The sequence below is a fragment of the Stenotrophomonas sp. STEN029 genome (genome assembly GCF_056760015.1).
Genome location: NZ_JBRREC010000041.1, coordinates 23,995 through 37,880, shown reverse-complemented (window position 1 = coordinate 37,880; position 13,886 = coordinate 23,995). Strand labels below are relative to the sequence as shown.

14 protein-coding genes are annotated in these 13,886 nt (G+C 57.9%); 13 read left to right on the top strand and 1 reads right to left on the bottom strand.

Features of this window, described 5'->3' with window-relative positions:
* On the top strand, nucleotides 1–202 hold a 202-nt coding region (locus ACVOLI_RS10815), incomplete at its 5' end, for a hypothetical protein (protein WP_481614420.1).
* Here ACVOLI_RS10815 and ACVOLI_RS10810 read toward each other — a convergent pair.
* Nucleotides 186–1,316, bottom strand: a complete 1,131-nt coding sequence (locus ACVOLI_RS10810) for a PilT/PilU family type 4a pilus ATPase (protein ID WP_282266812.1) — start codon at nucleotides 1,314–1,316, stop codon at nucleotides 186–188. The genes ACVOLI_RS10815 and ACVOLI_RS10810 overlap by 17 nt on opposite strands.
* A gap of 97 nt (nucleotides 1,317–1,413) precedes the next feature.
* On the opposite strand from ACVOLI_RS10810, the gene ACVOLI_RS10805 reads away from it, so the two are divergent.
* The 12 genes from ACVOLI_RS10805 (at nucleotide 1,414) to ACVOLI_RS10750 (ending at nucleotide 13,876) form a co-directional block, all read left to right on the top strand.
* A complete protein-coding gene (locus ACVOLI_RS10805; RefSeq protein WP_282266814.1) occupies nucleotides 1,414–1,800 on the top strand; it encodes a DUF4398 domain-containing protein in 387 nt (128 codons plus the stop codon).
* Entirely contained in the window at nucleotides 1,800–2,681 is an 882-nt protein-coding gene (locus ACVOLI_RS10800) for an OmpA family protein (RefSeq protein ID WP_481614419.1), read from the top strand. Before ACVOLI_RS10805 ends, ACVOLI_RS10800 begins: the two co-directional genes overlap by 1 nt.
* A gap of 328 nt (nucleotides 2,682–3,009) precedes the next feature.
* The gene (locus ACVOLI_RS10795; RefSeq protein ID WP_282266820.1) at nucleotides 3,010–3,228 is read left to right on the top strand and encodes an HP1242/YdcH family protein; all 219 of its coding nucleotides are present in this window, start codon (nucleotides 3,010–3,012) and stop codon (nucleotides 3,226–3,228) included.
* 180 nt (nucleotides 3,229–3,408) lie between these two features.
* Entirely contained in the window at nucleotides 3,409–4,779 is a 1,371-nt protein-coding gene (locus ACVOLI_RS10790) for a pyridoxal-phosphate dependent enzyme (protein WP_282266825.1), read from the top strand.
* Between the two features lie 87 nt (nucleotides 4,780–4,866).
* Nucleotides 4,867–6,072, top strand: coding sequence for a cystathionine gamma-synthase (locus ACVOLI_RS10785; RefSeq protein ID WP_481614418.1), 1,206 nt, complete (start codon nucleotides 4,867–4,869; stop codon nucleotides 6,070–6,072).
* A 3-nt stretch (nucleotides 6,073–6,075) separates the two neighbouring features.
* Complete coding sequence (locus ACVOLI_RS10780) at nucleotides 6,076–6,885, top strand: ABC transporter permease (protein WP_481614417.1); 810 nt, start codon at nucleotides 6,076–6,078, stop codon at nucleotides 6,883–6,885.
* Nucleotides 6,875–8,221 carry an ABC transporter ATP-binding protein gene (locus tag ACVOLI_RS10775; RefSeq protein WP_481534613.1) on the top strand — a complete coding sequence of 449 codons (1,347 nt, stop codon included), beginning with the start codon at nucleotides 6,875–6,877 and terminating at the stop codon, nucleotides 8,219–8,221. Before ACVOLI_RS10780 ends, ACVOLI_RS10775 begins: the two co-directional genes overlap by 11 nt.
* The gene (locus ACVOLI_RS10770; protein ID WP_481534612.1) at nucleotides 8,221–10,179 is read left to right on the top strand and encodes a sulfotransferase family protein; all 1,959 of its coding nucleotides are present in this window, start codon (nucleotides 8,221–8,223) and stop codon (nucleotides 10,177–10,179) included. Before ACVOLI_RS10775 ends, ACVOLI_RS10770 begins: the two co-directional genes overlap by 1 nt.
* Before the next feature lie 30 nt (nucleotides 10,180–10,209).
* Nucleotides 10,210–11,379, top strand: coding sequence for a glycosyltransferase family protein (locus ACVOLI_RS10765; RefSeq protein ID WP_481534611.1), 1,170 nt, complete (start codon nucleotides 10,210–10,212; stop codon nucleotides 11,377–11,379).
* Between the two features lie 45 nt (nucleotides 11,380–11,424).
* Nucleotides 11,425–12,270 carry a glycosyltransferase family 2 protein gene (locus ACVOLI_RS10760; protein ID WP_481534610.1) on the top strand — a complete coding sequence of 282 codons (846 nt, stop codon included), beginning with the start codon at nucleotides 11,425–11,427 and terminating at the stop codon, nucleotides 12,268–12,270.
* A gap of 28 nt (nucleotides 12,271–12,298) precedes the next feature.
* Nucleotides 12,299–12,856, top strand: coding sequence for a hypothetical protein (locus ACVOLI_RS10755; RefSeq protein WP_481534609.1), 558 nt, complete (start codon nucleotides 12,299–12,301; stop codon nucleotides 12,854–12,856).
* A 75-nt stretch (nucleotides 12,857–12,931) separates the two neighbouring features.
* Complete coding sequence (locus ACVOLI_RS10750) at nucleotides 12,932–13,876, top strand: glycosyltransferase family 2 protein (RefSeq protein WP_481534608.1); 945 nt, start codon at nucleotides 12,932–12,934, stop codon at nucleotides 13,874–13,876.
* Nucleotides 13,877–13,886: the final 10 nt, after the last annotated feature.

The window sequence follows — 13,886 nt, the reverse complement described above, 5'->3', positions numbered from 1 at the left end:
GCCACTGATGGATCCGGGCTCTAGCTTCGTCGAGCAGTGGGTGATCTGCTGCTTCGGATGCAATGCCGGCTTCGCGGCTTACGCCGCTCCTACAAAAGCCACGGCAGTCAGGATTGGCTCATGGCTGCAGCAGCACAGACAGAAAGCCCCGCAATGCGGGGCTTTCTGTTGCATGAACCGCCAGCTCAGAACCCGTGCGTGATTGCCGCCGGTGCCGATACCGCGAAATCCGCATACGGATCATGCTCGCCGCTGCCACCTTCGGAGAGGCGGAACTTCAGTGCCAGGCCATCGCGCGAGTCGGCGGCGCGCAGCGCTTCCTCCTGCTCGATGATGCCGTCCTTCACCATCCGGAACAGGCACTGGTCGAAGCTCTGCATGCCTTCTTCCAGCGAGTCTTCCATTGCCTGCTTGATGGTGTGCACCTCGCCACGGCGCAGCAGGTCGCGGATCATCGGCGTGTTGATGAGTACTTCGGTTGCGGGGCGGCGACGGCCGTCCTTGCCCTTGACCAGGCGCTGCGACACCACCGCGCGCAGGTTCAGCGACAAGTTCATCAAGACGTTCTTGTGCGCGCTTTCCGGGAAGAAGTTGAGGATGCGCTCGATGGTCTGGTCAGCGTTGTTGGAGTGCAGCGTGGCCAGGCACAGGTGCCCGGTCTCGGCGAAGGCGATGGCCGCCTCCATGGTCTCGGCGTCAAGGATCTCGCCGATCAGGATCACGTCCGGTGCCTCGCGCATCGCGTTCTTCAGCGCGTTGTGGAAGGCGTGGGTATCCAAGCCGACTTCGCGCTGGTTGACGATGGACTGCTTGTGTTTGTGCAGGAACTCGATCGGGTCCTCGATGGTGAGGATGTGCCCGGTCGAGGTGCTGTTGCGGTGGTCGATCATCGAGGCCAGCGAAGTCGACTTGCCCGAGCCGGTCGAACCGACCACCAGCACCAGCCCGCGCGGGGTCATGATCACGTCCTTCAGCACCTGCGGGAGATTGAGCTCCTCGATGCTGGGGATGCGGCTCTTGATCGCACGGATGACCATGCCGACTTCACCGCGCTGCTTGAACACATTGACGCGGAAGCGCCCGGCGTCGGCCAGGGCGATGGCCATGTTCAGTTCCAGGTCGCGCTCGAACTGCGGCACCTGGCCTTCGTCCATCAGCGAGTAGGCGATTTTCTTGACCATCCCCGGCGGCAGGCCGGTATTGCCCAGCGGGTACAACTTGCCTTCAATCTTGATGTAAACCGGCGCTCCGGTGGTCAAAAACATGTCCGAAGCGTTTTTTTCGGTCATCAGCTTCAAGAAATAGCCGATATCCATGCGAAATTTTCCCCAACAAACGGCGGCGTGCCGTTGCAAGCACGCCTCAGGCTTGACCACAATGGCCGTGCTCAGTCACCCAAGCAACGGCTCCCCAATGAAATCTAGCTTCGCACAATTAAGACGATTCCTGTGTGCTACCGCCTGCACATTCGTGCTATGCGGCAGTGCTTTGGCGCAGGATCCGGGCGCAATGGAATTGCTTGCCGCACAACAGGCCGTCGAGAAGGCCGACCGTGCCGACGCCGATCAGTACGCGCCGGACACGATGGCGATGGCCCGCCAGCAGCTCGGCCAGGCCCAACAGGCAGCAGGCGACCGACGGCAGCGCAAGCAGGCGCCGATCCTGGCGCTGCGCGCTGCAGCCGACGCCGATCTGGCACGTGCGCAGAGTGAGGAAGCCGTTGCACAGGCCCAGCTGGCCCAGCGCAAGGCCGAGGTTGCCCAGCTGCAACGCCAGTTGGCGACAGGGGAGGGACGTTGATGCGGATCAGGAATCTGGTGGTTGTCGGCCTGTTGGCCATGCCCTTGCTGGCGCTGGCCGCGGAAGACCCGGCGGTGGCGTCCTTGAACCAGCGTCTGCTGGTGCTGCAGTCCGACATGGCCACGGCCGACGTGGCCTCGTTCGAGAAGCTGCAGGCACAGCAAGCCATCGCGGCGCTGGCCAAGGCCAAGCGCAAGGAGCTGGATGACGCCCGTTACCTGGCCGAGCGTCGTGTCGCGATTGCCGAGGCAGCCAGCCGCGCGGCGTTGGCGCGCCGTGAGGCCGACGAACTGGAGCGCACCCGCAGCGAGTTGCTGATCGAGGCCAGCCGCCGCGATGCTGCCCGTGCCCGTCAGGAAGCCGAACAGCTGCGGGTACAGACCCAGATCCAGGCCGAGGAGGCCGAGCGCCTGCGCCTGGCGGCCGAAGCCGAGACCTTGGCCCGGCAGGACGCGGAGACTGCGTTGACCAGCGTCGCCGGTCGCCAGCAGGCGCGTTTGAGCACGGCCCAGCAGAACGCGGCCAAGCTGGCCCGCGAGGAAGCGGAGCTGGTGTCCGGGCAGAAGCTGCCGGCCTCCAAGTTCGATGGCCGTGGCGAGATCTACACCTTCAGCGGCGATGCGTTCGCGGCTGGCCAGGCGGCGCTGTCCGCCGCGGCCGGCAACCAGGCCAAGGCGCTGGCCGAGTACCTGAACATCGGCAAGAAGGGCCGGGTCATCATCGAAGCCTATGACAGCGCCAATGGCGTTGGTCAGCGGCGTGCGCAGGCGCTCAAGGACGCGCTGGTGGCAGGCGGCGTGGCGGCCAACCGCATCCAGGTGACGGGCAAGAAAGCAGCCTCTACCCGGGCCCGTTCAGCGGAAGTCATTATCGCGCCGTGACAAACCTAAATGGCTGAACTTGTTAGGTTTTTGTCATTCGCGTGAGACTGAATGCGGATCGGTTTGAATATTCAGTAAACGTTTCCGCACAGCCCTTGCCGGAACCTTTCTGCAGGCGTAGGGTCAATTGTCCGGGCGGCACTTTCGTCGTCCGGACAACGGAGGGCCGAGCCGGTGCAAGCGTGGCGCGAACCAGTAACCGATAGCTCCTGGCAGGTTGGCCGGAGGATGGTTGGTGGTGCCACGGTGAGCGGCTTGGCTTTCCAATCCAGCAACGCCCCGTGCCGTCAGGCCGGGGCGTTCTTGTTTCTGCATGAAGGAGGTAGTCATGTTCGAAGGGCAGCCGCAGAGTGAAATCGACGCATTGGCCAAGGCCAACCCGGAGTTCAAGCAGCTCTACCAACAGCACAAGAAGCTGAACAAGAAATGCATGGACGCGGAGCTGGGTGTGCTCCCGATTGATGGGGCAACCCTGGGACAGATGAAACGGGAAAAACTGCTGGCCAAGCAGAAGCTCCTGCGGATTTACGAAAACAGCATCAACTGAGCCTTCCCCACGCTGGACCGTTTATGTCGCGGACCGTGGCGGCCTCCTCGTCGGCCGTCATTGTCCGCGTCACTTGGCAGTGTTGGCCTGCTGCCTGAAGGTGGGGTTACCTGACTTTCGCGCACAACCAACGGATAATCATCGGTCCGGCCGCAGTGCGGCGCGATCTGAAGTCAACCGATGCCCATCCATTCCTCCATCCTCGAACTCATTGGCAATACGCCCATCATCAAGGCCCAGCGCCTGGATGCCGGCGTCTGCGAGCTGTACCTCAAGATGGAGAGTGCCAACCCGGGTGGGTCGATCAAGGACCGTATCGGCCTGTCGATGATCGAGGCCGCCGAGAAGCGTGGCGATCTCAAGCCCGGCGCTACGCTGGTGGAAGGCACCGCCGGCAATACCGGCCTGGGCCTGGCGCTGGTGGCGCAACAGAAGGGCTACAAGCTGATCCTCGTGGTTCCGGACAAGATGAGCCGCGAGAAGATCTTCAACCTGAAGGCCATGGGCGCCGAAGTGGTGCTGACCCGTTCGGACGTGGCCAAGGGCCACCCGGAGTACTACCAGGATCTGGCCAAGACCGTCGCGGACCGTACCCCGGGCGCCTACTTCATCAACCAGTTCGGCAATCCGGACAACCCGGCCGCGCACGAGTTCGGCACCGGCCCGGAGATCATCGAGCAGATGGGCGGTGATCTGGACGCCATCGTGTTCGGCTGTGGCAGCTCCGGCACCATGACCGGCCTGTCGCGCGCCTTCGCCAAGCTTTCGCCCAAGACCGAGCTGGTGCTGGCGGATCCGGTTGGCTCGATCCTGGCCGAGTACATCAACGACGGCACGCTGAACGAAAAGTCCGGCAGCTGGCTGGTCGAGGGCATCGGTGAGGATTTCCTGCCCGATATCGCCGATTTCAGCCGGGTCAAGAAGGCTTACGCCATCAGCGATGCCGAGAGCTTCCACACCGCGCGTGAACTGCTGGGCAAGGAGGGCATCCTTGGTGGCTCGTCCACCGGCACCCTGCTGGCCGCCGCGCTGAAGTACTGCCGCGAGCAGACAACGCCGAAGAAGGTGCTGGTGCTGGTGCCGGATACCGGCAACAAGTACCTGTCCAAGATGTACAACGACTACTGGATGCTGGACAACGGCTTCCTCGAACGCCCGCAGTTCGGCGACCTGCGCGACCTGATCCTGCGCCCGTACAGCCAGCGCGACACCGTGGTGGTGGGCCCGAAGGACCTGCTGACCACAGCCTACCAGCGCATGAAGCTGTACGACGTGTCGCAGTTGCCGGTGATGGATGGCAGCCAGCTGGTCGGTATCATCGACGAGAGCGACGTGCTGCTGCACGTATATGGCGATGAAGCCCGTTTCCGTGACCCGGTGTCGGTGGCCATGGTCAGCAAATTGGATCGTTTGGACGTCAAATCGCCGATCGAAGCCCTGCTGCCGGTGTTTGACCGCGGCCAGGTAGCCATCATCACCGATGGTGACGCATTTCTCGGTTTGATCACCCGTATCGATCTGCTGAACTACCTGCGTCGCAGGGTTCAGTGAGTCTCGCGGGCACCTCTTGCGGGTGCCCAGCCTGAAAAATCAGATGGGGCTGGTAGAATCCCGCCTCTTTAGCTGGAAGTAGTAGTCATGACGGATCAGCATTCACGCAGCCAGGAGGGCGAGCGCAGCCTGTCGCTTGCCACGTTGGCCATCCATGGCGGGCAGTCGCCTGACCCCAGCACCGGGGCTGTCATGCCGCCGATCTACGCGACTTCGACGTATGCCCAGTCCAGCCCGGGCGAGCATCAGGGCTTCGAGTACTCACGCACGCACAACCCGACCCGCTTCGCTTACGAGCGTTGCGTGGCGTCGCTGGAAGGTGGTACGCGTGGTTTCGCCTTCGCCTCGGGCATGGCCGCCAGCTCCACTGTCATCGAGCTGCTGGATGCCGGCAGCCACGTGGTGGCGATGGACGACATCTACGGTGGCAGCTTCCGCCTGTTCGAGCGCGTGCGTCGCCGCACCGCCGCACTGGATTTCAGCTTCGTCGACCTGACCGACCCGGCCGCGTTCGAAGCCGCGATCACGCCCAAGACCAGGATGGTGTGGATCGAGACCCCGACCAACCCGATGCTGAAGATCGTCGACATCGCCGCGGTCGCCGCCATCGCCAAGCGTCATGGCCTGATCGTGGTGGTGGACAACACCTTCGCCTCGCCGATGCTGCAGCGCCCGCTGGAGCTGGGTGCAGACCTGGTGCTGCATTCGGCCACCAAGTACCTCAATGGCCACTCCGACATGGTCGGCGGCATGGTGGTGGTTGGCGACAATGCCGAGCTCGCCGAGCAGATGGCCTTCCTGCAGAATTCTATCGGTGGCGTGCAGGGCCCGTTTGACAGCTTCCTGGCCCTGCGTGGCCTGAAGACCCTGCCGCTGCGCATGAAGGCGCATTGCGCCAACGCGATGGAGCTGGCCAAGTGGCTGGAAACCCACCCGTCAGTGCAAAAGGTGATCTACCCGGGCCTGGCCTCGCACCCGCAGCACGAACTGGCTGGCAAGCAGATGGCCGGTTACGGCGGCATCGTCTCGATCGTACTCAAGGGCGGATTCGAAGCAGCCAAACGTTTCTGCGAGAAGACCGAACTGTTCACGTTGGCCGAGTCACTTGGCGGCGTGGAAAGCCTGGTCAACCACCCGGCGGTGATGACGCATGCCTCCATCCCGGTCGAACGCCGCGCGCAACTGGGTATCAGCGATGCGCTGGTAAGGCTGAGCGTGGGGATTGAGGATGTTGAGGATCTTAGGCGTGATCTGGTAAACGCTCTCCATGTTGCCGGTCTGGTTGAGGCGTAGTGCGTGAACTCAATACTGATTAAACCTTGGACGGCGCTTTGGCAGAACTGGTCGTTGATTCGCGAGCTGGCGAAAAGGGACATTCTCGGCCGCTATAGAGGAGCAAGTTTCGGTCTGGCATGGTCGCTAATCAGTCCCTTCCTTATGCTGATGGTTTATACATTTGCATTCGGGACTGTAATGAAGGGGCGTTGGCCGGAAATTGAGGCCGGGCATACGCAGTTTGCAATCATCTTGTTTGCAGGGTTGATTGTGCATGGCTTTTTTTCCGAATGTTTGAATAAGTCGGTCTCGCTGATTGTTTCCAATCCAAACTTCGTCAAGCGCGTCATTTTCCCGCTTGAAATATTGCCGTGGCCAATGGTTCTTTCGGCCCTGTTCCATTCTGCCATGAACCTCGTGGTCTTTATCCTTATGAGGCTGCTGGTCGATGGGCAACTGTCCGCGACCACCCCGTTGTTCTTTGTCGTGATGTTGCCCTTGGTGATTCTCTGCATGGGCATGGCGTGGTTCATGGCTTCCATCGGAGTGTACTTCCGCGACGTGTGGCAAGTCACTGGGGTTCTTTCCATGGCGATGCTGTTTCTATCCTCGGCAATGATGCCTGTTCATTCTGTCCCCGAGAAATATCGGTGGGTATTTGAGCTCAATCCTCTTACTTTCATAATCGATCAGGCGCGGAATGTTCTGTTATGGGGTGAATACCCTGACTGGATCGGGCTTGCGTGGTATTCGCTGGTTTCGTTGGTAATTATGTGCTTGGGGTACTGGATGTTTTCAGTGACCCGAAAGGGATTTGCAGATGTCCTCTGATTTTGCTATTTGTGTGGAAGGGTTGAATAAGTCCTTTCCGGTTTATTCAAAACCACACTACAGGCTGCTTCAGATGTTGTTTCCCCGAAAGGAAGGCGGGTGGGGCAAGGAATTTGCGGCCCTGAAGGGAGTTGATCTCACGATTTCCCGTGGTGAAACGGTAGGTATCGTTGGCCGCAATGGTTCCGGCAAGTCCACGCTTTTGCAGATTATATGTGGGACTCTGACGCCAAACTCCGGGCGGGTTCGCGTGGCGGGACGGGTGGCCGCCTTGTTGGAGCTAGGGGCTGGGTTCAATCCGGAGTTTACCGGACGCGAAAATGTGTTTTTGAATGGCACGGTCCTTGGGCTGACACGAGAGGATGTGCGCGAGAGATTCGACGATATCGTGGGTTTTGCAGATATCGGGGAGTTCATAGATCAGCCTGTCAAGACATATTCGAGTGGTATGTATGTGCGCCTGGCTTTTGCGGTGGCGATTCATGTCAATCCCGATATTCTGATCGTTGACGAGGCATTGTCAGTTGGTGATGAGGCGTTCCAGCGAAAGTGTTTCGCGAAAATCGAGGAGATTCGCCAGGCGGGGGCGACGATCCTTTTTGTCTCGCACTCCGCGAGCACCGTTCTTGAATTGTGTGATCATGCCATTCTGCTCGACAAGGGCGAGGTGTTGACCGCGGGTGCGCCGAGGCATGTAATTACACAGTATCAGAAACTTCTCTATGCATCTGCCGAGGACGCGGCCGCACTGCGTAAGCAGATCCAGGTGGATGGCGAATCGTCGGTGCCGTCAGTTTCTGTACCGGCGACTGCGCCAACGGTGGAGAAAACGGCGGCGTATTGGCAGGACGGCCTTGAATCAGAGAGTGCGGTAGAGTACGTGCGGCAAGGGGCGACGATCATTGCCCCGCGGGTGGAGACTATCGATGGGCGCCGGGTCAATATGTTGGTCGCGGGCGAGGAATACATATACCGGTATCAGGCGGCCTTTGAGCGGTCGTCTGCGGGAGTGCGATGTGGAATGATGGTCCGGTCGGTTACCGGTGTTGAGATCGGCGGAGCTGCGACGAGCATTCAAGCGGATGCAGTGTCAATTGTCGAAGCGTCTCAGATGCTGGATGTTCGCTTCAGGTTCCGCTGCTTGTTGGGGCCGGGGGCATATTTCTTCAACGCCGGCGTCTTGGGGGCTACGCCAGACGGTGAGAGTTATCTAGCCAGAATCATCGACGCATTCATGTTTAAGGTGCAGCCAGATCCAGGCCGGCTTGCGACGGGATTCGTGGATTTTCAAGTATCTCCAAGCGTGGAAATCGAGCAAACGGCGGAGTTCTCCTAATGGCCACAGCTGTTCTTGTTTCTGGGATGCACCGAAGCGGAACATCTGCGACTGCCGGGGCATTGAATCTTCTTGGTGTTTCGCTTGGAAGCAACCTGTTAGGCCCCGGGGAAGATAATCCCAAGGGCTACTGGGAAAGTACCCGCGCAGTGGAGATCCACGACAAGTTGCTGGGGCAGCTCGGGAGATCGTGGGATGACATCAGGGAACTTCCCGATGACTGGCTTGATCATCCGGCAACTGCCCAGGCAGCGCTCGAAGTTCATGAGCTGATCGAAGCCGAGTTCGCGGCTGCGGAGTTGTGGGCGGTAAAAGACCCGAGACTATGTCGCTTTCTCCCCCTCTGGCGGAAGGTTCTGGAGGAGCGTGGCATTCGGGCCGTGGTACTGGTGGTGGCGCGGCCGCCGAGTGAGGTTGCGGCCTCGCTATCGAAACGGAATGGCTGGACTCGATCCGTTGGTGAACTGCTGTGGATGAGGTATGTACTGGATTCGGTGCTGGGTAGTCGAGGGCTTGAACGTGCGGTCCTGACCTACGATTCCTTGTTGTCCCAGCCCAAAGCATCACTGGAGCGCGCGTTCGAGCAACTGGGTGTATCTTTTCTGCAGCGCAGCGATGTGGATGGAGTCGACAAGAGCCTGGCCGAGTTCGTTGACGTTGCGGATAGACATCACCTGCGGTCCGTAGCAGACAACGACAGGCAGTTCTCTGTGTTTCTCTGGGATTTGTATCTCTCCTTGAGCGACATTGAGTGTTCTGGTGGGGGGTGGGAGAAATTCGAGGCCGCGGTGGCGCGCTTGGATCGCTTCATGGAGGATCGCACCCCGGAAATCTTCGCCGTGGCCGACGTGGCCCAGCGCTGGCGTAAGTGCTACCTCCAGCAGGAGATTGAAACTCTCACCAAGAACAGCCAGCTGATCGCACAGATCAAGTGGTCGGAAGAGGCTGTTCTGAGAGAGCGGGAGTTGGTGCAGAGCGTTGCGGAATGCCGAGAGCAACTTGCGGAATGCCGAGAGCAACTTGCGGAATGCCGAGAGCAAGCGGGCACCGGTGATGTGCATTCGGATACATGGAAGCCCATGACTGCGGAAATGGTTGCGCCCGCCGTCGATCTATTCCTTGCTGAATCCCGTATTTCCTCAGTTATCGATGTAGTCAGTGACTTCCCTGATCGGATTGGGGAGATCGGTGATGCAATACGCGATCTCGGGGAGTCTCAATCCCGTGTTTCCTCGGCGATCGATGCGATCAGCGGCTTACCTGATCTGATTGGGGAGATCGGCGGTGCAATACGCGATCTTGGGGAGCCTCAATCCCGCATCATCCTTGATCTCGGCGAAATGAAATCCAGCCTTGGCAGAATTGCCAAGGGGGTTCAGGTCATACGTGACGAGCGCGATGCAGGAATCCTTGAGGCATTCAAGGAAAAAATCCACGATCTGGAAACGGACTGTCGTCGACTTGCTGATGAAAAAGAGGTTGAGCGTGTGCGTGCGCAATCCGCGCTGGACGAGAGTATGCGGCTCGCGATCGCGATGCAAAGCGAGTGCAGTAGCTTGGCAAGGGAGATCACCGCACTCACCGAAGACAAGTTCAGGCTTAGATTGGAGTATGACGCCGAGCATCGGCGTGCGGAAGAGACCTTGATCCAGAACAGACGACTTGTGTCTAGTGGCTCGTTGGTTGAATCTGATTTGCTCAAGGCTAGAACTGAACTTGGTGTCACTCAGGGGCGGCTCGGGGAGCTGGAGCTTCGAGAGGCTGACATGACGAACGTTATCGCGCGACTAGCGGATGAGATACGGGGGTTGAACGAGCGCGGTGAGGATATGTTGCTTCAAAATAAGGAGCTGCTGTTGGAGAATAGCGCGATCAAGAAATCGTTCTCTTGGCGCATGACTCGGCCGGGGAGGTCGTTGGTCGAGGCATTTCGGCGGGCATTTTCGACCCGTAGATGATTGGATTGAATAATATGGATGGTGGGAAAAATGATTTATTACACTTCGATTTGCGCCAATTACCTGCCCAAGGCGATGGCTTTGGCGGAGTCACTAAAGCGTCATAACCCCCGGGCGATTTTCGTTCTGTGCCTGGTGGAGCGGGAAGTCCCGAAGCTGGCCAGTGACTTCGAGCACTTTGATCATGTTGTTCTGGCCAAGGACGCAGGCTGGGACAATTTCGATGCTTTCATGTTCCGCCATTCGATCGTTGAAGCATCCACCGCGGTCAAGCCTCGTTTCATGCAGCACCTCATGGAGCGATTCGAAGCAGCCGAGAAATTTGTTTATCTTGATCCCGATGTTCTCGTTTATGGCGAGTTTATCGAGCTGGAGGCGTTGCTGGACGAGCACTCAATCGTGGTAGCGCCACACTTGCTGCGCCCGGGCAATGTGGACATGGAGATTAGCTCGCTGGCACATGGTAGTTATAATCTTGGGTTCCTGGCAGTTAGTCGCAGCACCAATGCGGAGAAGTTTGTTGGTTGGTGGGCAGAGCGGCTTTTCCTGTTCTGCTATGACGACAAAGTGAGGGGGATCTTCACGGATCAGAAGTGGATTGATCTCGCTCCGAGCTTCTTCGATGTTCATATCCTCAAGCATCACGGCTACGATTTTGCCACCTGGTCATTGCTGGGTAGCGATCTGCGTCAGCAAGAGGATGGATACGTGGTGAACGGCGATCCCTTGCGCTTCATCCACTTCTCTGGCTTGGACTCAGGAACAATCGAGAAGGCCATCGGTTGGTGGCTTGAGGAGGGCAATAAGCAGGTTTTCTGCAAGTTGTTCGAGGAGTACAAACAAGCTCTGGATAGTTTTGGGCAACAGGAGTATGGCCGTCTGCCTTGGAGCTATAATGCCTATAGCAATGGTTCGTCAATCACTAGGTCCGTTCGTGTTCTGTATCGGGACCCGGCGCTGTGGAGCTCCATTCCGAGGCCATTCGAGTCCAGCGACTCGGAGATTTCCAGTGCTGCAGGTGTGTCAGAATCCGCGCCGGCGAGTGCGGAGAGCGCCGACGAGGTAGGTGCATTGCAAGCGCGCTATCCGCGCGCGAACAGTGCGCCACCTACGATTGTGGATCGATTCGCCCGCTCAATTCTTGATATCGGATTCGGTGCCTCGGTCGCGAAGAGCCTGAAAGTGTTGATGGGTCGTTGATTTTATTATGTTGATCAGGGGGTGCTTTATGGACGAAGTTTCAAAATGACAAGGGTCTCAATCATCATCCCCTGCTACAATGCAGGGGATCTCCTGTGCGAAGCCGTGGAGTCTGCGCTCGCGCAGAGTCATCAGGATGTCGAGATCATAATTGTCGACGATGGTTCGACCGATCCACGTACGCACGAGGTCCTGCAGGCTGCGGCATGGCCACGGACCAAGATAATCCGAAAGGAAAATTCGGGCCCAGCTTCCGCCAGGAATGTTGCCATCAGCCATAGTAGTGGCGAGTACATTCTTCCGCTGGACGCGGACGATACCATTGAGCCTACCTACGTCGAAAAGGCGTTAGCGGTGATGGAGTCAAACCCCAATGTAGGTATTGTCTACTGCAAGGCCATGAAGTTTGGAGCCGAGCAAGGGCCGTGGGGGCTGCCGGCCTATAATCTCCGTGAGCTTGTTATTGATAACGTTATTTTTGTCACAAGCATGTTCCGACGCTCCGATTGGCTGGAAGTTGGGGGTTTCAATGAATCGTTGCGGATGGGGGTCGAGGATTACGAGTTCTGGGTAAAGATTGTTGGAAAGGGATGCGACGTCGTCCAGCTTGATGAGTATCTATTCAACTATCGAATACAGGAGTCGTCGCGGACCACAAGTTTCTCAGCTGATCGGTCCGTGGTCGTTGATACATACGCGACGATATTTAGGGAAAACGTGGGATTCTATGCGAAGAACGCGGAGGTTTTGTTCGAGCACCGCTTTGGTTTGTATGACGAACTCCTGAAGTATCGCGCCAGGTACGGGCGGCTGGACGCTTTGCTGCAAAGGCGTCCATGGTTGCTGCGTATGCTCAAGCCTTTTGCCAAGTTGCTCAATCGTTTTGCGTGAATCTATTTACATAAACTTTGGAGTTTTTATGAATAAGAGTTTGCTTCTGGTCGCGGTTGGCGTAGTGGTGTCGCTTGCTGCCTGTAACAAGGCTGATGAGAATAAAGCTGGTCCTGATGCGGTTGCTCCCGCCAACATTGCCAAAGCGGAGGCAGTGCCCTCTCCTGTCATTACGAATATCGCCGCAGAGGCAATTTCGGAATTCGACGCGTCGCAACTGGCATCTGCCATTTGGACGGGAAAGGCCTGCGACTTGAAAACGCCTGAGGGCAGCAGCTCCCTGGAACTGGCGAAGGGTGGTGAGGTTGTTTTTGAGGGGTACCTCATTGATCCGACGGACGCGCCGGGCGGTGACTTCAGCTTGGTGTTGAAGGGGACGCCGAGTTATGCGATCGCTATGACGACAGGGCAACCGCGCCCTGACGTGGCAGAGTACTTCAAGGTTCCGGCTCTGGCGTCTGCGGGCTTCGCAGGTCGGACTGCGCTGGAAGGCGTTGCACCGGGGTCCTATACCATGAGTTTCGTCATGATCAGGGATGGACAGCAGTTCTTCTGCGACTCCGGGAAAACGATATCCGTGCGTTGAGTGCTTAGACGAAGTCGCTTTTTTGCCGGTCCGGCGATTTCCGTCGGACCGGGCGTTGCCATTTGAGGATACCAAGTGAAGACTGCAGTCATTATCCCGGCCTATAAGGTTCGCAATCACGTTCTGGGCGTCATTTCAAAGATCGGTTGCGAGGTGGAACGGATCTATGTGGTTGATGATTGCTGTCCGGACCAATCCGGCGACTATGTCGCTGATAATGTTACGGACGAGCGCGTATTTGTTCTGAGAAACGCAGTCAATCAAGGCGTTGGCGGAGCGATGATTACTGGCTATAAGCAGGCAATCGCTGATGGCATGGATGTCGTTGTGAAGATCGATGGTGATGGGCAGATGGATCCTGCACTGATTGGAAGGTTCATCGCGCCGATCGTTGCGGGAGAGGCGGATTATGCCAAAGGCAATCGGTTCTACAACTTGGATGAGATCAGGCAGATGCCGGCACTGCGCCTGGTAGGTAACACGGCGCTGTCGTTCATGGCAAAACTGTCCACCGGGTATTGGGATCTCTTCGACCCAACCAATGGGTATACCGCAGTTAGCTGCAGCGTACTGAGAGACCTGCCCTTCGAGAAGATAAGTAAACGCTACTTCTTCGAGACCGACATGATGTTCCGGCTCAATACACTCCGCGCAGTTGCTGTTGATGTACCCATGAATGCATCGTATGGCGACGAGGTGAGTAATCTGAAGATTTCGAAAGTCCTTGGTGAGTTTCTTTTCAAGCACATGCGGAATCTGTGTAAGCGCATTTTTTACAACTATTATCTTCGTGATTTGTCCATCGCGTCTTTGGAGCTGCCCCTCGCGATATTCCTGATCGCCGCCGGGTCGATCTTCGGAATACTGCAGTGGGTTTCCGGTGTCAGTGCTGGTCATGAAGCATCAGCAGGGCAGGTAATGCTCTCTGCTCTTCCAATTTTTGTCGGATTTCAGTTGCTTCTGGCATTTGTAAATTTTGATATTTCGGCAGTGCCGCGTAGGCCTTTGAGTAGGTATTGAGCGGCTTTCG